The sequence below is a fragment of the Microbacterium kribbense genome, from assembly GCF_039537285.1.
Classification (GTDB): Bacteria; Actinomycetota; Actinomycetes; order Actinomycetales; family Microbacteriaceae; genus Microbacterium; species Microbacterium kribbense.
In genome coordinates this window covers 204,980-224,070 of sequence record NZ_BAABAF010000004.1, presented here as the reverse complement: position 1 = coordinate 224,070, position 19,091 = coordinate 204,980, and the positions used below count along the sequence as shown (strand labels likewise).

Here is a 19,091-nt window from a genome sequence, read left to right as displayed (position 1 = left end):
CCCGTCAGTCGTGCGCCGGCGCAGGCGTGCCCGCCGACTTCCACACGAGCACCGAGTCGCCGTGCACCTGCACGCGCACCCAGCTGCCGTCCTCCGTATAGGACGTGCCCATGTCCGGTTCGAACGCCGACCCCGGCATGTCGGTCAGTGCGTCCATCCCCGCCGGGGCGCACGCCCCGCCCCGCGGAGAGTCCTCGACGACGGTTCCGGTCTGGTCGTTCTGCACGTACTGGGTCGTCTGCCCGATCAGCACGAGGCAGCGCAGCCCATCACGGTTCGTGCCCGTCCACACCCGCATCGAGCCGTACCGATCACTCAGACTCAGCGTGGCGGGGTCGATGCCCCAGCTGTCGAGGAAGAACCTCGATTGGTCCATCGCGCTGTCGTCGGCGGTGATCGCGTGCAGGGCGAGAACGGCAGTGGGATGCTGCGTGGCGGTGGGATTCGCACTCACCAGCCCCGACACGAACCCTGCGCCGATCAGCAGGGCGGCCGCCACCGCTGCGGCGACACCGACCAGGGCGCGCCGACGCGGCGCCGGAGCCGATTCAGACCGCACGACGGCCGCGGCCGGTGCGGCCGTCGCAGATGCGACCGGCCTCGCGGTCGCCGCCGGGATACCCGGCTGCCCGGCGGCCGGAGCGGTCGGAGCAACCGGCACCGGCGGGCGCGGCGGCCGGCTGCGTGCCATCCGCTCGAGTTCGGCCAGCCGCGCGGCGGCGACGGGATCCGAGGCGATGTCGCCGCCCGGCGCATAGGCACGCCGTCGCAGGGCGGCCAGCTCCTCGGCCAAGGGTGCGGGCATCGTCGCGTCATCGGGCATACCTAGATTCTGCCTGACAGTTCGTTCATAGGCGTTCCTGGGCGCGCGCCTGCCGCCGCGCTTTAACGTGCTCTGCATGGCCGTTCTCTCGCCCGCCCCGCCGCGCGCCGCCGCACCCCGGCCGCACCTGCGGCGGCGCGGGACGTCGTGGCGCACCGCACTGGTGGTGCTCGGGCTCGGCGCGGCGCTGCTGACCGTGTGGCAGCTGTGGAACGGGTCGCGTTCGGAGTACTACGCCTCGATCGCGCTGTCGATGAGCCACAGCTGGCCGGACTTCTTCTTCGGCGCGCTGGATCCGGCCGGCACGGTCACGCTCGACAAGATCCCCGGCTCGTACTGGATCCCCGCGCTGTTCGTGAAGCTGTTCGGATTCTCGACCTTCGCGGTCGTACTGCCCAACGCGCTGGCCGCCGTGGCGGCGACCCTGATCACCGCGGTCACCGGGCGCCGCCTCGGCGGCGATGCGACCGGGTGGCTGGCAGGCGCCGTGGTGGCCACGACCCCGATCCTGATCGCGGTATCGCGCTCGAACCAGCCCGAGTCGTTCTTCGTGCTCGGTCTGGCGCTGACGGCGTGGGCCGCGGTGCGGGCGATGCAGCGCGCGCAGCTGCGCTGGCTGCTGCTGGCCGGCGTGTTCGTGGCCGCCGCGTTCCAGGCATACATGCTCGAAGCGTGGGCGGTCTGGCCGGCGCTGGCCGCCGGCTACCTGTGCACCCGGCAGTCGTGGCGGCGCCGCATCGGCCACGTCGTCTGCGCCGGGCTGACCAGCGCGGCGCTGTCGGTGCTGTGGATCGCGATCGTCTGGCTGATCCCCGCGGGCAGCCGGCCCTACCTCGGCAGCACACTGCACGACAACCCGTGGGAGATGGTGTTCGGCTACAACGGGCTCGGCCGGTTCGGCTCGGCCACGGCCGACTCCTCGGTGTACAACTCATTCACCCCGCCGTTCTCGGGCAGCCCGGGCGTGTTCCGACTGTTCACGGCGCAGCTGGCCGGTCAGATCGGCTGGCTCATCCCGGCGGCGCTTCTGGCCGTCGCGCTGTTGGTGATCCTGCGCAGCCCCGCCTGGCAGTACGCGCTCGTGGGCGGGTGGCTGATCACGTACCTGGTGATGTTCTCGGCCGTCGCCGGCATGCACCAGTTCTACACCGCCGCGCTCGCCGTGCCGATGGCGCTGTCGATCGGCACCGCGTTCGGCAGGGCGCGCAGCCTCGGCGTCAGGTGGCCGCAGGTGCTGCTGCTGGCGGTGACCGCCGGTACGGCGATCGGCATCGGCATCGCGTACGGCGGATACTCGGTGCCCGTCGCGACAGCGCAGGCGGTCCTGGCACTGGCGGCCGTGGCGCTGCTGGTCCGCACTCCGTCGGGGCGCGGCCGGTTCGCGACGATCGGTCTGATCAGCGCCGGGATGCTGATGGCTCCCGCGGTCTGGTCGGCAGTGGCCATCAGCCATCCCAGTGCCACGAACCCGGTCGCCGGGGGCGTCAGCGACGTCAGCATCGGCAGTGGCTTCACCGGCCCCGCATTCGCGCGTGCGGCGGGCGGCGCGGCTGCGGGCTCGGGCCGGTTCGGCATGCCGGGCGGATTCGCCGCCGGGAGGTTCGGGGCCGGCGGCGGCCAGCCCGCGCCGGCCGCGAACGGCCCACGGCCCGCACCCAACGGTGGACGGTTCGGCGGCGGGATCACCGGCGGCTCGGACGACGCGGCGCTGCTGTCATACGTGCGTGCCCACGCCGGCGGCGCCGAGTACCTCGTCGCGGTGTTCGGCGCGCAGCAGGCGGCGACCTTGATCGTGCGATCCGACGGCGGCTCGGTGCTGCCGATCGGCGGCTTCAGCGGCGACGACCCGGTGCCCACGCCCGACGCGTTCACCGCGATGGTGGGGGCCGGCGACGTGCCCTACGTGCTGGTCAGCGGGCGCGGCGGCGGGTTCGGCGGCGACCCCTCGACCGCCTCGACGCAGATCCTGACCTGGGTGCAGGCGAACTGCATCCAGGTGACCGACGCGAACGTCAACGGGCTGTATGCGTGCGCCGCCCGCTGACCCCGGTCACGACTCCCGCACGCTCAGCAGCTGGTACCCGGCGGGCACCTTCGCCTGCAGGGCGGCCAAGTCCGGTGCCTCGATGTCCTCGACGCCGTCCCGTCGGGCGATCTTGGCGTGCAGCGTGATCGTCGTGGACGCCTTGGCCATCGTCGCCTCGGCATCGGTCAGCACCCAGCCCGCCGGCACCTGGGCTTGGGCCTGCTCTCGCGCGGCCTGGATGCTGTCGGCCTGAACGGTCAGCTCGCGCACGTCAACCGGACGAATTCGACCACTCAGCATGCGTCTCAGATTACCGGCCGCTACGCACGCACCAGAACGCGCCCGCCCTCGACCTTCACGTCCCATCTCGGCGCGGGTTCGGACGCCGGTCCCCGCTCGACGCCGCCGTCCTCGATGCGGAAGCGACTGCCGTGCCACGGGCAGGTCACACAGCCGCTCGCGTCGAGGGTGCCCTCGTCGAGCGGCCCGCCGGCGTGCGTGCACACGGCGGAAAGGGCATGCAGCTGCCCGCGCTTCCTGATCAGGACGACCGGAACCCCGTCCACCTCGACCCGGGTCAGCGAGCCCGCCTGCAGGTCGGCTTCGGCCGCCACATCGGTCCACTCCTCGGCCGGCTCCTCGAACGCGGTGTGATTGACCCCGACACCGCGGCTGAGGGTCAGGTGGCCGCCGAGGTACGCCGAGCCGAGCGTGAGACCGAGGCCGACCAGGCTCAGCAGCGCACCCTGTCCGCGACTGCCGCGGCGGCGTGCGGCCCAGGATGCCGCCTGCAGGGTGGTCGCGGTGATGTTGACGACGGCGTGCACCAGGCCGATGCGCTTGTCGGGCCCGTACGTGGTCGACCAGTCGCTGCTGCCCGAGATCCCGGTCGGGACGGCGGCGAGCACGCCGAGTCCGACCATCGTCTGCGCGGCCCGGGCACCCTGCTCGCCCGCTGCGACATCCAGCGTGGTGGCGGCCAGCCACGCCCCGATCGGCACATCCGTCAGAGCGGGATGCAGCGGATGACCCAGGAAGGTGCCCGACAGCAGGTTCTTGACCGGGGTGGGGCCGGTGATCTTCGTGACCAGGCCCGAGACGGCATCCGCGATCGTGTCGATGGCCTGCCAGTCGCCGATCGATCGGACCGTGCTGCGCAGCGCGGTGGTGACATTTCGCATTCTGAACACTCCTGTCCGCGCGAACTCCGCGCGTCAACGGCCCGGCGTCGGTGCCGTGTCCTGTCTCGTGTCTAGCCCGCTGCATGCGGCAGGTCAACACCCCCGCACATTCGCCGGGGTTCCGCGGCAGAATGGAGCCGGAACGGAGGACGCCGGAGATGACTTCGCAGCGTTTCGAGATCGGTGACCACGTGCGGTGGAACTCGGAGGCCGGCTACGTGTCGGGCACGATCATCAAGATCCACACCGCCGACTTCGACTACAAGGGGCACACCCATCGGGCCAGCCGCGACGACCCCCAGTACGAGATCAAGAGCGACAAGACCGATCACGTCGCCGCGCACAAGGGGCGCGCGCTGCGCCTGGTCGATCCCACCTGACGGCATCGTCGCGGCGGCCGACGTTCGGGCTCGCACAGAGTGATGAGGCAAACGAGAACCCCCGGATGACCGGGGGTTCATTCACTGCTGGGGTACCTGGACTCGAACCAAGAACGACGGTACCAGAAACCGCTGTGTTGCCAATTACACCATACCCCAAGAGGTCTGACCGAAGTCGTACCGAGGGTCAAGTCTAGACGACGCCCGGGCCCTGGCCAAACCAGCGCGTCACCGGGCGAGTCGCTGCACGAGGGCTCCCAGCCGGCGCAACGTCTCGGCCTTGCCGAGCAGTTCCATCGACTCGAACAGCGGCGGCGAGATGCGGCGCCCGCTCAGCGCGACGCGCAGCGGTCCGTATGCCACGCGAGGCTTCAGTCCCAGCTCCTCGACCAGCGCGGTCTTGAGAGCGTCCTGCACCACGGCGGCCTCGAACTCCGACTCGGGCACCAGCTCGAGCGCGCTCACGCCGGCCACGAGCACCTCGGCGGCGTTGGCGGGCAGGGTCTTCATGGCGTCGTCGGCATAGTCGATGTCGTCCGTGAACAGGAACCCGAGCAGCCCGGGCACCTCACCCAGCAGCTGCACGCGCTCCTGCACCAGCGGCGCCGCCGCGGTGATCAGCGCCTGCTGGCCGGCCGTCGGACTCTCGCCCACGATGCCGGCGTGCTGCAGGTACGGCACGATCCGTGTCGCGAAATCGTCTGGCGCCAGCATCCGGATGTGGTCGCCGTTGATCGACTCGGCCTTCTTCTGATCGAACCGGGCCGGGTTCGGATTGACGTCGGCGATGTCGAACGCCGCCGTGAACTCCTCCAGCGAGAACACGTCGCGGTCGGCGGCGATCGACCAGCCCAGCAGCGCCAGGTAGTTCAGCAGCCCCTCGGGGATGAACCCCTTCTCGCGCTGCAGGAACAGGTCTGCCTGCGGATCGCGCTTGGACAGCTTCTTGTTGCCGGTCTCCCCCAGCACCAGCGGCATGTGCCCGAACCGCGGCATGAACGTCGCGACACCGGCCCTGATCAGTGCGTCGTACAGCACCAACTGGCGCGCTGTGGACGGCATGATGTCTTCGCCGCGGATCACGTGCGTGATGCCCATCAGGGCATCATCGACCGGATTGGTGAACGGATACAGCGCCTTGCCGCCGGCACGCACGATCACGAAGTCGGGGAACGACCCGGCGGGGAAGGTCACTTCGCCGCGGATCAGGTCCACGTAGGTGAGGTCCTCGTCCGGCACCCGCACCCGATACGCCGGCTCGCGGCCGACGGCGCGGAACGCGGCCTTCTGCCCGTCGCTCAGGTCACGATCGAAGTTGTCGTAGCCCAGCTGGCGCGCCCGCCCCGCGGCGTCGTTGCGCGCGTCGATCTCTTCGCCGGTCGAGAAGCTCTCGTAGACGAGCCCCGCATCGATCAGCTTCGCCAGCACCTCGGCATAGACGGCGGTGCGCTCGGACTGCCGGTACGGGCCGTGCGGACCGCCCTTCTCGACGCCCTCGTCCCAATCGATGCGCAGCCAGGTCAGCGCCTCGACCAGCTGCTGGTAGCTCTGCTCGCTGTCGCGGGCGGCATCGGTGTCTTCCACCCGGAAGATGAGCTTGCCGCCGGTGTGCCGCGCGTACGCCCAGTTGTACAAGGCGGTGCGCACCATGCCGACGTGCGGCAACCCGGTCGGCGAGGGGCAGAAGCGCACCCGCACATCGGGGCCGGATGCGGTCGTGGTCAGGGCGTGGGGGGAAGCAGGCACGCCCTCCAGCTTAGTTCGCGCGGCTCGCGCGCCCGAGCGGCGAGAACGCCACGACGACGGCCACGACCGCCAGCGCGCACAGCGCGAGCCCGCCGTAGCCGATCCACGACAGCACGACGCCGGCCAGCACCGCGCCGGCGGCACCGGTGAGATTCATGGTCAGGTCGTTGCGGCCCTGCCGTGTGGTGCGCAGGTTCTCGGCGGATGCCTCGGTCAAAAGTGCCGCGCCCGAGACGGTCGACGCGCTCCAGCCCAGGCCCAGCAGCACCAGCGCGACCGTGACCGCAGTGGTCGAGGACTGCCCCATCGCGGCGGTCAGCATCGCCGCCACCAGCAGCGCCTGGCCCAGCAGAATCGTGCGGACGCGGCCGAATCGGTCGGCGAGGATGCCGAACACCGGCGACAGCGCGTACATGCCCGCGATGTGCAGGCTGATCGTGAGCCCGACGATCTCGATCGCGGCGCCTTCGTGCACCAGGTGCACCGGCGTCATCGCCATCACCGACACCATCACGCCGTGGGCACCCGCCACCGCGAGGATCGCGTATCGCGCAGCCCCAGGCCGGTCGGCGTGCGCGACGGCGTGCCCGGCGGCCGCGTGGTGGGCCACCAGACGCTGCGCGAGCAGCAGCGGGTCGGGTCGCAGCGCGACCAGGTACAGCACGACGCCCAGCCCCTGGGCGACGATCGTGAACAGATACGGGCCGGTCAGCTCGGGCATCCCGAGCAGGATGCCCAGCGCGTCACCGGGCCCGACCAGGTTCGGGCCGAGCACCGCGCCGATCGTGGTCGCCCAGATCACGATCGACAGGTCGCGGGCACGCGAGGAGTCGGTCGCGAGGTCTGCCGCAGCGAACCGCGACTGCAGGTTGGCGGCCTGACCGGCGCCGATCAGCACGAACGCGACGATCAGCAGCGGAAAGGCCCGGACATCCACGGCATAGATGACCAGGCCGACACCGGCAAGCGCGATGATCATGCCGGTCGCCAGCGATGGCCGGCGGCCGGCGCGATGGGCCAGCGCCGCCAACGGAATGGCGGTGCAGGCGGCGCCGAGGGTCACCGAAGCCGTGGCCCATCCGGACAAGGCCTCCTGCCCCGAGATCTCGGCGGCCAGCACGGCGCCCAGCGAGACGGTCGCGCCGAACGCCAGGCCGCCGAGGATCTGACCGAGCGAGAGCACCCAGATGGTGCGTCGCCGGATCGCCGCCAGCGTGGCCGGGTCGACCAGTGCCGTCGTCATCCGTTCACGCGCTGCGTGCGGTGTTGCGCAGCACGCCCAGTCCGGTGATCTCGACCTCGACGCTCTGCCCGGCGGTGAACGACCCGACACCCGCCGGCGTGCCGGTGAGGATGACGTCTCCCGGCAGCAGCGTGAACGCCGCCGACGCGTACGCGATGATCTCGGCCACCGAGTGGATCATGTCGGCGATCGCGCCGTGCTGGCGCACTGCCCCATCGACACGCGTCGTGATCACCGCGTCACCGGCCGGGTCGAAGTCGGTCTCGATGGCGGGTCCGAGCGGGCAGAACGTGTCGAAGCCCTTGGCGCGCGACCACTGTCCGTCGGAGCGCTGCAGGTCGCGGGCGGTGACGTCGTTGCCGATCGTGTACCCGAAGACGTACTCCAGCGCCCGCTCGGCGGGCACGTTCTTGGCGATCGTGCCGATCACGGCGGCGAGCTCGCCCTCGAAGTCGACGCGCTCGGACTGCGGCGGCAGCATGATGGCGTCGCCGGGCCCGATCACCGACGTGTTCGGCTTGAGGAACAGCATCGGCTCCGGCGGCACCTCGTTGCCCAGCTCGGCGGCGTGGTCGCGATAGTTGCGCGCGATCGCGACGACCTTCGAGCGCGGGATCACCGGCGCCAGCAGCGCGACATCGCCCAGTGGCACGCGCTCACCGGTCGTGTCGAATCCGGCGAACATGGGGTCGCCGGCGAGCACGACGAGATCGGTCTCGTCGACGATGCCGAACTTGATGGCGTCCTGGTGGCTGAACCGCGCGATTCTCACCGCACCAGCCTACTGGCCCGCGCTCACGCGTCCAGGCGGTAGAGCCAGCCGTGCGCGTCGCCGCGGCGGCCGTACTGGATGTCGGTGAGCTCCTCGCGCAGCTGCAGCGCCAGCGTGCCGGAGGGCTGCTCATCGGTGAAGTCGTGGCCCTTCAGAGCGCCGATCGGGGCGACCACGGCGGCGGTGCCGCACGCGAATACCTCGACGATGTCGCCGGATGCCACTCCCTGGCGCCACTCGTCGATCGAGATCGCGCGCTCCCGCACCTGGTGGCCGCGGGCGGCGGCCAGCTCCAGCAGCGACCGGCGCGTGATGCCCTCGAGGATCGAGTCGGACTTCGGGGTCACGATCGTGCCGTCCTTGAAGACGAACACGACGTTCATGCCGCCGAGCTCTTCGACGTTGCGGTCGTGGTCCAGGAACACCACCTGGTCGCACCCCTGTGCGGATGCCTCGGCCTGCGGCAGCAGGCTCGCGGCGTAATTGCCGCCGGTCTTGGCCGCCCCCGTGCCGCCCTTGCCGGCGCGCGCGTAGTCCTCGCTGAGCCAGATCGAGACGGGCTTCGCGCCGCCCTTGAAATAAGCGCCGACCGGGCTGGCGATCAGCGCATACTCGACGTGGCGGGCCGGACGCACGCCCAGGAACGCCTCGGCGGCGTACATGAACGGCCGCAGGTACAGGCTCTGGTCGGCCCCGGACGGCACCCAGCCGCCGTCGACCGCGATCAGCTCGCGCAGCGACTGCAGGAAGTACTCCGCCGGCAGCTCCGGCAGCGCCAGCCGGTGCGCGCTGCGCTGCAGGCGCCGCGCGTTCTGGTCGGGGCGGAACGTGTAGACCGATCCGTCGGCATGCCGATAGGCCTTGATGCCTTCGAAGATCTCCTGCCCGTAGTGCAGCACGGCCGCCGCGGGGTCCAGCGAGATCGGCCCGTAGGGCTGCACGCGCGCGTCGTGCCAGCCGGCATCCTCGGTCCAGCTGATGCCGACGGTGTGGTCGGTGAACACGGTGCCGAAGGCGGGCTCGCGCAGCAGCTCATCGCGTTCGGCCGACGATTTGGCGGCCGCGTTGCGAGTCACGGCGAACTCGAGCGCGGCGCGCTCGGTGTCGAGGGAAACGGTCATTTCACACATCCAGTCATCGTGGGCGAGGGCAGTGCTCGCACGCCTTCAGGTTACGCCTGCAGCCGTGCGGTGATGGCGTCGCCGATCTGCGCGGTGGTGCGGCCGGCGGCCGGGGCGGCGGCGCTGCGGGCGCCGATGTCGGCTTCGACCGCGCGCGTGACGCGGCCGGCTTCGCTCGCCAGCCCGAGGTGGTCCAGCAGCAGCGCGATGGACAGGATCGCGGCAGTCGGATCGGCCTTCTGCTGGCCCGCGATGTCGGGCGCCGAACCGTGCACGGGCTCGAACATCGACGGGAACGCGCCGTCCGGATTGATGTTCCCGGATGCGGCCAGACCGATTCCGCCGGTGACGGCACCGGCCAGATCGGTCAGGATGTCGCCGAAGAGGTTGTCGGTGACGATCACATCGAACCGCCCCGGGTTCGTGACCAGGAAGATCGTCGCGGCATCGACGTGCAGGTAGTCTACGGCCACCTCCGGGTACTGGGTGGCCACTTCGCCCACCACCCGCTGCCAGAGCGATCCGGCGTTGACCAGCACGTTCGTCTTGTGCACGAGGGTGAGCCGTCGATCGCGGCGCCGCGCCAGATCGAACGCGTAGCGCACCACCCGCTCGACGCCGAAGGCGGTGTTGACGGATGTCTCGTTGGCGACCTCGTGCGCGGTGCCGCGGCGGATCGACCCGCCGTTGCCGACATACGGGCCCTCGGTGCCCTCGCGCACCACGACGAAGTCGACGGCGCCGGGGTCGGCCAGCGGGCCGGGTGCGCCCGGGTAGAGCCTGGCGGGACGCAGGTTGACGTAGTGGTCGAGCTCGAAGCGCAGCCTCAGCAGCAGCCCGCGCTCGATGTTGGCGTCCTTCAGCCGCGGGTCCCCCGGCACGCCGCCGACCGCGCCCAGCAGGATCGCGTCGTGCGCCTTGATGGCGTCGAGGTCGTCGTCGGTGAGGGTGTCGCCGGTGGCGAGATAGCGGGCCGCGCCCAGCTCGAACCGGGTCTTGTCGAATCGGATGTCGCTGCCGGCGGTGGCCGCCGCCAGCACCTTCTCGGCTTCGGCGATGACCTCGGGACCGATGCCGTCACCCGGGATCACGGCAAGCTTGACGACACGGGACATTCCGCTCCTTCATTCGACGCTGTCTCTGGTGCCTCCCAGCGTAGCGGCCGCGACGATCGCCGCCACGACGACCAACCCGGCGCCGATCAGCCCCGCCATCATCACGCCGGAGTCGAAGGCGCGCGCCGCGGCATCCCACAGCGCCCGTCCCGTGGCCCCGCCGAGCGCGTGTGAGGCGTGCACCGCGCCGGCCAGCGTCTCGCGCGCCTCGGCGGCCACGCCCGCCGGCACTCCGGCCGGAATCGCGATGGAGCTCCGGTACACCGCCGTCAGCAGTCCGCCGATGACCGAGGTGCCGAGCACGGTGCCGACCTCATAGGCCGTCTCGGAGACGGCGCTGGCGGCCCCCGCCTTGGCTGCGGGCGCGCTGGAGAGGATCAACTCGTTCGAGACCGTCTCGGCCATGCCGATGCCGATGCCCAGGCTCACCGACGCCAGGACCGTGGGCAGCAGCGAGTGCGGGCCGGTGGTCAGGGCGATCCCGAGGTAACCGGCCACCGAGAACACCAGCGCCGCGGGGATCAGCACGCGCGGGGCCAGCCGGCTCGAGACCGGCACCACGGCGAGCCCGGCCACGATCATCACCGCGAGCGAGGGCAGCAGCGCCAACCCGGCCTGCATCGGCGACAGCCCGACGATCAGCTGCAGGTGCTGCGTGACGAAGAACAGGAATCCGACCAGCGCGATGACGCTGCACAGGTTCACCAGCAGCGCGCCGCTGAACCGCGCGTTGCCGAACAGGCTCACATCGAGCATCGGGCCGGTCGTGCGCCGCTGCCGGCGCACGAACAGCACGCCCAGCAGCGCTCCGGCCGCCAGCAGCGGCAGCACGATGCCGCCGATGCCCGACACCGCCATCTGCTTGACGGCGTAGACGACCGGCAGCAGGGCGCCCACCGACAGCGCGATGCTGACCGGGTCGACCCGTCCCGGCTGCGGATCGCGGCTCTCGGGAACGAGGATCGGCGCGAGGATCGCCAGCGGCACCAGCACGGGCACTGCCATCAGGAACACGGCGCCCCACCCGAAGTGCTCCAGCAGCAGGCCGCCCACGATCGGGCCGAGTGCGGCACCGGCCGAGAACGATGCGGCCCAGATCGCAATGGCCAGTCGGAGCTGTCTCCGGTCGGCGAAGATGCTGCGGATCAGCGAGAGCGTGGACGGCATCAGCATCGCCCCGAACACGGCCATCGCCGCCCGGCCGGCGATCAGCCAGACCGCGTCGGGGGCGAACGCGGTCACCGCCGACACGGCCGCGAAGCCGACCGCGCCGATCAGCAGCATCCGGCGCCGGCCGAACCGGTCGCCCAGCGTGCCCATCGTCACCAGCAGCGTCGCGAGCACGAGCGGGTAGGCGTCGATGATCCACAGCTGCTGGATGCTGGTCGGCTCCAGATCCAGCGCGATCTGCGGCAGTGCGAAGCTGAGCACGGTGTTGTCGACGGCGACCAGCAGCACCGGCAGCATCAGCACGGCCAGCGCGCTCCAGCCGCGCCAGCAGACCCGCAATCCACGGTCGGCGATGACGGGCTGGGGCAGGGTTGCGGTGCGCATTTCTTCTCGTGTCTGTGATGGGCGGAGTTACTATACCGGCCAGACGGTATAGTAGCAGCAGATTCCCACCCCGTCGATACGATCGAGACCATGAGCCGTCCCCCGCATGCCCGCCAGGGCGTCCTCGACGCGTTCGAGGCGATCCTGATCGCCGACGGCGAGCGCGCGGCGACGATGGATGCCGTCGCCCGCAGCGCCGGCGTCTCGAAGGGCGGACTGCTGTACCACTTCGCCTCCAAGGACGCCTTGGAGGCCGCATTGATCGAGCGCCTGCGGACGCTGGTCGATCAGGACCTCGACGACATCGCGGCGGCGCCCGAAGGTGTCGTGGCCTACTTCATCCGCTCGTCGATCATGCTGGGCAATCCGATCGACCGCGCCGTGACGGCCGTCTCGCGCCTGGCCCAGGGCGGCAGCGCCGCCGCGGGCGCCGCGCTGCACGAGGTGCGCGAGCGGTGGGCGGGTGCGGTGCGCCCGCACGTGCGCGACGATGCGGCGCTGAATCTGGTGCTGCTGCTGAGCGACGGACTCTACTTCAACAACCTGATCGACGACACCAGCATGCCCGCCGCCGCCCTGCCGTCCGGCGACGATCTGGACGCCCTGATCGCGCTCGTGCGGGCTGCGACCGCGCCCTGAGCACGCGCGTGCGTCTCGCGCAACCCCCTTGTTCTGCGCCGCCGGGCCCCCCTAGGGTGTACCGAGCGCGGCTACCCTGCCGTACGACGACAGAAAGCGAGACACCATGAGCATCGGACTAGGCGTCGTCCTCTTCGTGATCGGCGCGATCCTTGCCTTCGCCCTGCACGTCGAGGTGGACTGGATCAGCCTGCCCCTGGTGGGCTACATCCTGATGGCGGCCGGAGTGGTCGTGTTCATCCTCGGACTGGCGTTTCTCATGCGGCGCCGCAAGACCATTTCGACGTCGCACACCTCGGTCGATCCGCGCAGCGGCGAAGCGATCCGCCGGGATGAGACATCCGCGCCGGATGACGGGGTCTGAGCTCAGCTCTCGATGATCTCGATCTGACGCAGCAGATCGGCGTCGATCGCGGTGTGCACGGCTTCGAGCACGTCATCGGGCACCGGCGAGTCGACGGTCAGCACCGACAGCGCCTGGCCGCCGACTTCGCTGCGCGCAACCTGGAGTCCTGCGATGTTGATGCCGGCCTCGCCGAACTTCTGACCGTAGATCGCGACGATCCCGGGCCGGTCGGTGTAGAGCATCACGACGTGGTGCTTCTCGATGGCCAGTTCGACCGCGTAGTCGTTGATGCCGACGAGCTTCTCGATCTGCTTCGGGCCGGTCAGCGTGCCCGAGACCGACAGCTGCGAGCCGTCCGAGAGCGCGCCGCGCAGCGTGATGACGTTGCGGTACTCGGGGCTGTTGTCGTCGACGATCAGACGCACCTCGACGCCGCGCTGCTGCGCGAGCAGCGGCGCGTTCACGTACGAGACCTGCTCACTGACGATCGGTGCGAACACGCCCTTGAGCGCGGCGAGCCGGAGCACGCTCACGTCGTAGCCCTGCAGTTCGCCGTGCACTTCGATGTCGAGGCTCGTCAGCGGCGAGCGGGCCAGGCCCGAGAAGATCTGGCCGAGCTTCTCGACCAGCGGAATGCCCGGGCGCACGTACGGGTCGATGACGCCGCCGGCCACGTTCACCGCGTCGGGGACGAGCTCGCCGTCCAGGGCCAGCCGCACCGATCGGGCCACCGACACGCCGGCCTTCTCCTGCGCCTCGGCGGTCGACGCGCCCAGGTGCGGCGTGACCGAGGTGTTCGGCAGCGACAGCAGGCGGGGGTCGGTCGGCGGCTCGGAGGTGAACACGTCCAGGCCCGCTCCGGCGATGACATCGGCCGACAGCGCCTCAAAGAGGGCATCCTCGTCGATGAGGCCGCCGCGTGCGACGTTGATGATGAACGCCGTCGGCTTCATCCGCTGCAGCTGCGCGGCGCCGATCATGCCGGTGGTCTCGGGGGTCTTGGGCATGTGGATCGTGATGAAGTCGCTGCGCGTCAGCAGGTCCTCCAGGCTCACCAGCTCGACACCGAGCTGCTGCGCGCGCGCACTGGTCACATACGGGTCGTAGGCGATCACCTTCATGTCGAAGCCCTGCAGGCGCTGCGTGATCAGCGCGCCGATGCGGCCCAGGCCGATGATGCCGACGGTCTTCTCGAACAGCTCGACGCCGGTGAACGAGCTGCGCTTCCACTCCCCCGCCGACAGCGACGCGTTGGCCGCGGGGATGCGGCGGGCCAGGCTCAGGATGTGTCCGACGGTCAGTTCCGCGGCGGAGATGATGTTCGAGGTCGGCGCGTTCACGACCATGACGCCGGCGGTGGTGGCGGCGGGCGTGTCGACGTTGTCCAGTCCGACGCCGGCGCGCGCGATGACCTTCAGCCGCGGGGCCGCGGCAATGGCCTCGGCATCCATCTTCGTCGCCGAGCGGATCAGCACCGCGTCGGCCTCGGCCAGTGCGGCCAGCAGGGCGGGCCGGTCGGTGCCGTCGACGTGGCGGACGTCGAAGTCGGGCCCGAGGGCATCGACGGTCGCGGGAGAGAGCTGTTCAGCGATGAGAACGACGGGCTTGGTCACAAGCAGACCCTTCGGCAAGGCGCGACGCGCACAGCACACGACGGCGACGTAATCGGGGATGCCGCGCCGCACGCCTTCGGGGCGAGACAAGCCCAGCCTACCGGCATCCGAGCCCTGCTTCTGACCGGATGACGCTCAGGAGATGAGCGCCCTGGTGTTGATCACCGAATAGGCGACCACGTTCAGCCAGAACACCGCCACCAGCGCGAGGCCGGTGAGCATGATCAGCACGACGTGCCCCGCATGCCGGCGGTAGCCGAGCCGGAAGGCGGCGACGAACACGATCAGCGGGAAGACCGCGGCGAACAGCCAGAGGAACCAGCCGAGGCCGTTCAGCGGAACTCCGATGCCGTTGAAGAACTGCACCGAGGTGATCAGGTTGGCGATCGCGTTCCACACCGCGTAGGCGTAGAACAAGGCGAACACGCCGACGATGGCGCCCAGCAGCCACACCGGAGTGCGGCGGCCGGCGCCGGTTCGCGCGGCCGCCTGCTCGCTCATGCGCCCACCGCCCCGGTCATGATGAACGGCCACGGCACCAGCAGGATGAACCCGGCGACGAGCCAGACGATGCGCAGCCAGGCCGCCTTGCCGCGCGTGAGCAGAAAGACGGTGCCGAACCAGATGATCGGCGCGAGCACGGCGAGCCAGAAGCTGCCCTGGAACATCGCGTCGGTCACCAGCGACTGCGACTTGCCCTGCAGCCGGAAGCCGCCGATGATCCACCCGATCACGAACAGCAGGTAGACGCCGCCGAGCATGCCCAGTCCGATCAGGGTCGCGTTGCCCATCGGCTCGGGGTCGGCCTCGGCCAGGTCTGCGGCGGCGATCGCGTGCGTCGGATCCACGGCCGAGTCCGCCGTGGCGACGGTCTCGGCGCCCTTGCCCTTGGCCGCCCAGCCTGCCGGCAGCACCGGTCGCGACTGCTCATCGCCCTCCCACCGCAGCGCGGCGTCTTCGTCGGGCGGGTTGGGATCGGCGGCCATGCGCGTCAGTCTAAGACACCGCCCGGCGAACGGGCCGGAGGATCGCTCCCCCGGCCCGTTCGTGCGGCACTGCTCAGCGGGCGGCCGAGCCGTCCACGTAGTCGCTGTCCTGCTGCTTCCAGGCGAACAGGGCACGCAGTTCGCGGCCGGTCGCCTCGATCGGGTGCTGCTCTTCCTTCTCGCGCAGGGCGAGGAACTCCGTGCCGCCGTTGTCCTGGTCGTCGATGAAGCGCTTCGCGAAGGCACCCGACTGGATGTCGGCGAGCACGGCCTTCATGTTCTCCTTGACGCGGGAGTCGATCACGCGCGGGCCCGACACGTAGTCGCCGTACTCGGCGGTGTCCGACACGCTCCAGCGCTGCTTGGAGATGCCGCCCTCCCAGATGAGGTCGACGATCAGCTTCATCTCGTGCAGCACCTCGAAGTAGGCGATCTGCGGCTGGTAGCCGGCCTCGACCAGGGTCTCGAAGCCCGCCTCGATGAGGTGCGACACACCGCCGCACAGCACGGCCTGCTCGCCGAACAGGTCGGTCTCGGTCTCTTCCGTGAACGTGGTCTTGATGCCGCCGGCGCGAAGGCCCCCGATCGCCTTGGCGTACGACCAGGCCGTGTCCCACGCGTGGCCGGTGGCATCCACCTCGACGGCGGCGATGATGGGCACACCGCGGCCGGCCTCGTACTCACGGCGCACGGTGTGGCCGGGGCCCTTGGGGGCGACCATGATGACGTCGACGCCCTCGGGCGCCTGGATGTAGCCGAAGCGGATGTTGAAGCCGTGCGCGAACAGCAGCGTCTTGCCCGGGCGCAGGTGGTCCTTGATCGACTCGGCGTAGATGCCGCGCTGGTGCTGGTCGGGCGCGAGCACGACGACGACATCGGCCCAGTCCGCGGCGTCGGCGACGGACTTGACCTCGAAGCCGGCCTCCTGCGCCTTCTGGATGGACGAGGAGCCCTCCTTCAGCGCGATGGTCACCTCGACGCCCGAGTCGCGCAGGTTCAGCGCGTGCGCGTGGCCCTGCGAGCCATAGCCGATGACGGCGACCTTCTTGCCCTGGATGATCGACAGATCGGCGTCTTCGTCGTGGAAGATCTCGGTGGTCATGTGGGGTTTCTCCTTGGGTTGTGTCGATTGGTCTGGCGGCGCCCGCGCGGCCACGCAGGCGCGGAGGTGCTGGTCAGCTGCGCAGGATGCGCTCGGTGATGCTCTTGCCGCCGCGGCCGATGGCCACCAGGCCCGACTGCGCGAGCTCTTTGATGCCGAACGGCTCCAGCGCCCGCAGGAACGCTTCGACCTTGGCCTGATCGCCGGTGACCTCCACCACCAGCGCGTCGGGCGCGTAGTCGACGACCGAGGCGCGGAACAGGTTCACCACCTCGAGCACATTCGAGCGGTTGGCGTTGTCGGCGCGCACCTTGACCAGCATGTGCTCGCGCTGGACGGATGCGGGCTGCTCGAGCTCGACGATCTTGATCACGTTGACCAGCTTGTTCAGCTGCTTGGTGACCTGCTCCAGCGGCTGCTCCTCGACGTCGACGACGACCGTGATGCGGGACAGGCCCGGCACCTCGGTGACGCCCACGGCGAGGGACGAGATGTTGAACGCGCGGCGGGCGAACAGACCGGCGACCCGGGTCAGCAGACCGGGCTTGTCCTCCACGAGGAGGCTCAGCACGTGGTTGGGCATGTCGTGTCAGTCCTCCTGGTCGAACGCCGGCGCGTGGTCGCGCGCGTATTGGATGTAGCTGTTGCTCACGCCCTGCGGCACCATCGGCCACACCATGGCATCGGCGCTGACGACGAAGTCGATCACCACCGGGCGGTCGTTGGTCGCCAGCGCGGTCTGGATCGCGGCATCCACATCTTCGATCTTCTCGACCCGGATCGCGAGGGCCCCGTAGGCCTCGGCCAGCTTGACGAAGTCGGGGATGTGCACCGTGCCGTGGCCGGTGTTCAGGTCGGTGTTGGAGTGGCGGCCGTTGTAGAACAGCGTCTGCCACTGGCGCACCATGCCCAGCGACGAGTTGTTGATGATCGCGACCTTGATCGGGATGTTGTTGATCGTGCAGGTCGCCAGCTCCTGATTGGTCATCTGGAAGCAGCCGTCGCCGTCGATCGCCCAGACCACCCGGTCGGGCTCGGCCACCTTGGCGCCCATCGCCGCCGGGACGGCATAGCCCATCGTGCCGGCGCCGCCGGAGTTCAGCCACGCGTTGGGCCGTTCGTACTTGATGAACTGCGCGGCCCACATCTGGTGCTGGCCCACGCCCGCCGCGTACACGGCCTCGGGTCCGGTGAGCTCGCCGATGCGCTGGATGACGTGCTCGGGCGAGAGCAGGCCGTCGCTGGTGGGCGAGAACCCGAGCGGGAACTCCTCGAGCAGCCCGTCCAGGTACGACCACCACTCCTCGATGTCGGGCTTCTCCTTCTCGGTGCGGCCGCGGAAGGCGATGTCCAGGTCGACCAGGACGTCCTTCAGGTCGCCGACGATCGGCACGTCCGCGATGCGGATCTTCGAGATCTCAGCCGGGTCGATGTCCACGTGCACGACCTGCGCGTTCGGTGCGAACAGCGCCGCCTTGCCGGTGACCCGGTCATCGAATCGGGCGCCCAGTGCCACGATCAGGTCGGACTCCTGCAGCGCCAGCACGGCCGGCACGGTGCCGTGCATGCCCGGCATGCCCAGGTGCTGGCGATGCGAGTCGGGGAACGCGCCCCGCGCCATCAGGGTGGTCACGACCGGCACTCCGGTCGACTCGGCGAGGGTGAGCAGCTCGGCCGACGCGCGCGCGCGGATCACACCGCCGCCGACGTACAGCACCGGCTTCTTCGCCTCGGCCAGCAGCCGGGCCGCGGCCTGGATCTGCTTGCCGTGCGCCTTGGTCACCGGCCGGTAGCCGGGCAGGTCGACCTTCGGCGGCCAGATGAACGGCGCCTGCGCCTGCTGCGCATCCTTCGTGATGTCCACCAGCACCGGACCGGGACGGCCGGTCGAGGCGATCTCGTAGGCCGAGGCGAGCGCGCCGGGGATGTCTTCTGCGCGCCGCACCAGGAAGGAATGCTTCGTGATCGGCATCGTGATGCCGACGATGTCGGCCTCCTGGAACGCGTCGGTGCCCATCAGCGTGCTGAACACCTGACCGGTGATGGCCAGCATCGGCACCGAGTCCATGTAGGCATCGGCGATCGCGGTCACGAGGTTGGTCGCGCCCGGACCCGAGGTGGCGATGGCCACCCCGACCCGGCCCGACGCCGACGCGTAGCCCTCGGCCGCGTGGCCGGCGCCCTGCTCGTGGCGCACCAGGATGTGGCGGATGTCGGAGGCGTCCATGAGCGGGTCGTACACCGGCAGGATCGCCCCGCCGGGCAGGCCGAACACGTCGGTGACCCCCAGCAGCTCGAGCGAGCGGACCACGGCCTGCGCACCCGTGAGCACGGGTGCCGACGTGGATCGGGCGGGCGGCCGGGGCACGGCCGTGGCAGTGGATTCTGCGGGCATGATGATCAGTCCTCGCTGCGAAGTGAGTTGGAACGGAAACGGCCGGCCG

General features: G+C 70.2%; 19 protein-coding genes and 1 tRNA gene. 4 read left to right on the top strand and 16 right to left on the bottom strand.

Features of this window, described 5'->3' with window-relative positions; translation table 11 throughout:
- Window positions 1-4: 4 nt before the first annotated feature.
- The gene (locus ABD705_RS07035; RefSeq protein WP_344781945.1) at window positions 5-823 is read right to left on the bottom strand and encodes a hypothetical protein; all 819 of its coding nucleotides are present in this window, start codon (window positions 821-823) and stop codon (window positions 5-7) included.
- 76 nt (window positions 824-899) lie between these two features.
- Between ABD705_RS07035 and ABD705_RS07030 the strand changes: the two genes are divergently transcribed.
- Window positions 900-2,867, top strand: a complete 1,968-nt coding sequence (locus ABD705_RS07030) for an ArnT family glycosyltransferase (protein WP_344781943.1) — start codon at window positions 900-902, stop codon at window positions 2,865-2,867.
- Between the two features lie 6 nt (window positions 2,868-2,873).
- On the opposite strand, the gene ABD705_RS07025 is transcribed toward ABD705_RS07030, so the two are convergent.
- Both ABD705_RS07025 and ABD705_RS07020 read right to left on the bottom strand, forming a co-directional pair.
- Entirely contained in the window at window positions 2,874-3,149 is a 276-nt protein-coding gene (locus tag ABD705_RS07025; protein ID WP_344781941.1) for a hypothetical protein, read from the bottom strand.
- A 20-nt stretch (window positions 3,150-3,169) separates the two neighbouring features.
- Entirely contained in the window at window positions 3,170-4,030 is an 861-nt protein-coding gene (locus ABD705_RS07020) for a Rieske (2Fe-2S) protein (protein WP_344781939.1), read from the bottom strand.
- A gap of 158 nt (window positions 4,031-4,188) precedes the next feature.
- Here ABD705_RS07020 and ABD705_RS07015 point away from each other — a divergent pair, with 158 nt between their 5' ends.
- On the top strand, window positions 4,189-4,410 hold the full coding sequence (locus tag ABD705_RS07015) for a hypervirulence associated TUDOR domain-containing protein (protein ID WP_344781937.1): 222 nt from the start codon (window positions 4,189-4,191) through the stop codon (window positions 4,408-4,410).
- Window positions 4,411-4,497: 87 nt separating this feature from the next.
- Here ABD705_RS07015 and ABD705_RS07010 read toward each other — a convergent pair.
- The 7 genes from ABD705_RS07010 to ABD705_RS06980 form a co-directional block, all read right to left on the bottom strand.
- Window positions 4,498-4,569, bottom strand: a tRNA-Gln gene (locus tag ABD705_RS07010).
- Between the two features lie 69 nt (window positions 4,570-4,638).
- Window positions 4,639-6,156, bottom strand: coding sequence for a glutamate--tRNA ligase (gene gltX, locus ABD705_RS07005; RefSeq protein ID WP_344781935.1), 1,518 nt, complete (start codon window positions 6,154-6,156; stop codon window positions 4,639-4,641).
- A gap of 10 nt (window positions 6,157-6,166) precedes the next feature.
- A complete protein-coding gene (locus ABD705_RS07000; protein WP_344781933.1) occupies window positions 6,167-7,399 on the bottom strand; it encodes an MFS transporter in 1,233 nt (410 codons plus the stop codon).
- A gap of 4 nt (window positions 7,400-7,403) precedes the next feature.
- Complete coding sequence (locus tag ABD705_RS06995) at window positions 7,404-8,171, bottom strand: fumarylacetoacetate hydrolase family protein (protein ID WP_344781931.1); 768 nt, start codon at window positions 8,169-8,171, stop codon at window positions 7,404-7,406.
- Window positions 8,172-8,194: 23 nt separating this feature from the next.
- Complete coding sequence (locus tag ABD705_RS06990) at window positions 8,195-9,292, bottom strand: branched-chain amino acid aminotransferase (protein ID WP_344781929.1); 1,098 nt, start codon at window positions 9,290-9,292, stop codon at window positions 8,195-8,197.
- 50 nt (window positions 9,293-9,342) lie between these two features.
- The gene (locus ABD705_RS06985) at window positions 9,343-10,407 is read right to left on the bottom strand and encodes a 3-isopropylmalate dehydrogenase (RefSeq protein ID WP_344781927.1); all 1,065 of its coding nucleotides are present in this window, start codon (window positions 10,405-10,407) and stop codon (window positions 9,343-9,345) included.
- Window positions 10,408-10,416: 9 nt separating this feature from the next.
- The gene (locus tag ABD705_RS06980; protein ID WP_344781925.1) at window positions 10,417-11,961 is read right to left on the bottom strand and encodes an MFS transporter; all 1,545 of its coding nucleotides are present in this window, start codon (window positions 11,959-11,961) and stop codon (window positions 10,417-10,419) included.
- A 90-nt stretch (window positions 11,962-12,051) separates the two neighbouring features.
- On the opposite strand from ABD705_RS06980, the gene ABD705_RS06975 reads away from it, so the two are divergent.
- Together ABD705_RS06975 and ABD705_RS06970 are read left to right on the top strand one after the other, a co-directional pair.
- Window positions 12,052-12,600: a TetR family transcriptional regulator gene (locus ABD705_RS06975; RefSeq protein WP_344781923.1), complete on the top strand. Its 549-nt coding sequence runs from the start codon at window positions 12,052-12,054 to the stop codon at window positions 12,598-12,600.
- 106 nt (window positions 12,601-12,706) lie between these two features.
- Entirely contained in the window at window positions 12,707-12,964 is a 258-nt protein-coding gene (locus ABD705_RS06970) for a DUF6458 family protein (protein ID WP_344781921.1), read from the top strand.
- A 2-nt stretch (window positions 12,965-12,966) separates the two neighbouring features.
- Here ABD705_RS06970 and serA read toward each other — a convergent pair whose 3' ends face one another.
- The 6 genes from serA to ABD705_RS06940 all read right to left on the bottom strand — a co-directional run bounded on the left by serA (window position 12,967) and on the right by ABD705_RS06940 (window position 19,042).
- Window positions 12,967-14,559 carry a phosphoglycerate dehydrogenase gene (gene serA / locus ABD705_RS06965; RefSeq protein ID WP_344781919.1) on the bottom strand — a complete coding sequence of 531 codons (1,593 nt, stop codon included), beginning with the start codon at window positions 14,557-14,559 and terminating at the stop codon, window positions 12,967-12,969.
- A gap of 135 nt (window positions 14,560-14,694) precedes the next feature.
- Window positions 14,695-15,060, bottom strand: a complete 366-nt coding sequence (locus ABD705_RS06960; protein ID WP_344781917.1) for a bacitracin resistance protein — start codon at window positions 15,058-15,060, stop codon at window positions 14,695-14,697.
- Complete coding sequence (locus ABD705_RS06955; protein ID WP_344781915.1) at window positions 15,057-15,545, bottom strand: DNA polymerase III subunit gamma/tau; 489 nt, start codon at window positions 15,543-15,545, stop codon at window positions 15,057-15,059. The genes ABD705_RS06960 and ABD705_RS06955 overlap by 4 nt, the downstream gene beginning before the upstream one ends.
- A gap of 73 nt (window positions 15,546-15,618) precedes the next feature.
- Window positions 15,619-16,647 carry a ketol-acid reductoisomerase gene (gene ilvC / locus ABD705_RS06950; RefSeq protein WP_344781913.1) on the bottom strand — a complete coding sequence of 343 codons (1,029 nt, stop codon included), beginning with the start codon at window positions 16,645-16,647 and terminating at the stop codon, window positions 15,619-15,621.
- Between the two features lie 73 nt (window positions 16,648-16,720).
- Window positions 16,721-17,230, bottom strand: coding sequence for an acetolactate synthase small subunit (gene ilvN / locus ABD705_RS06945; RefSeq protein ID WP_344781911.1), 510 nt, complete (start codon window positions 17,228-17,230; stop codon window positions 16,721-16,723).
- A 6-nt stretch (window positions 17,231-17,236) separates the two neighbouring features.
- The gene (locus ABD705_RS06940; RefSeq protein WP_344781909.1) at window positions 17,237-19,042 is read right to left on the bottom strand and encodes an acetolactate synthase large subunit; all 1,806 of its coding nucleotides are present in this window, start codon (window positions 19,040-19,042) and stop codon (window positions 17,237-17,239) included.
- Window positions 19,043-19,091: the final 49 nt, after the last annotated feature.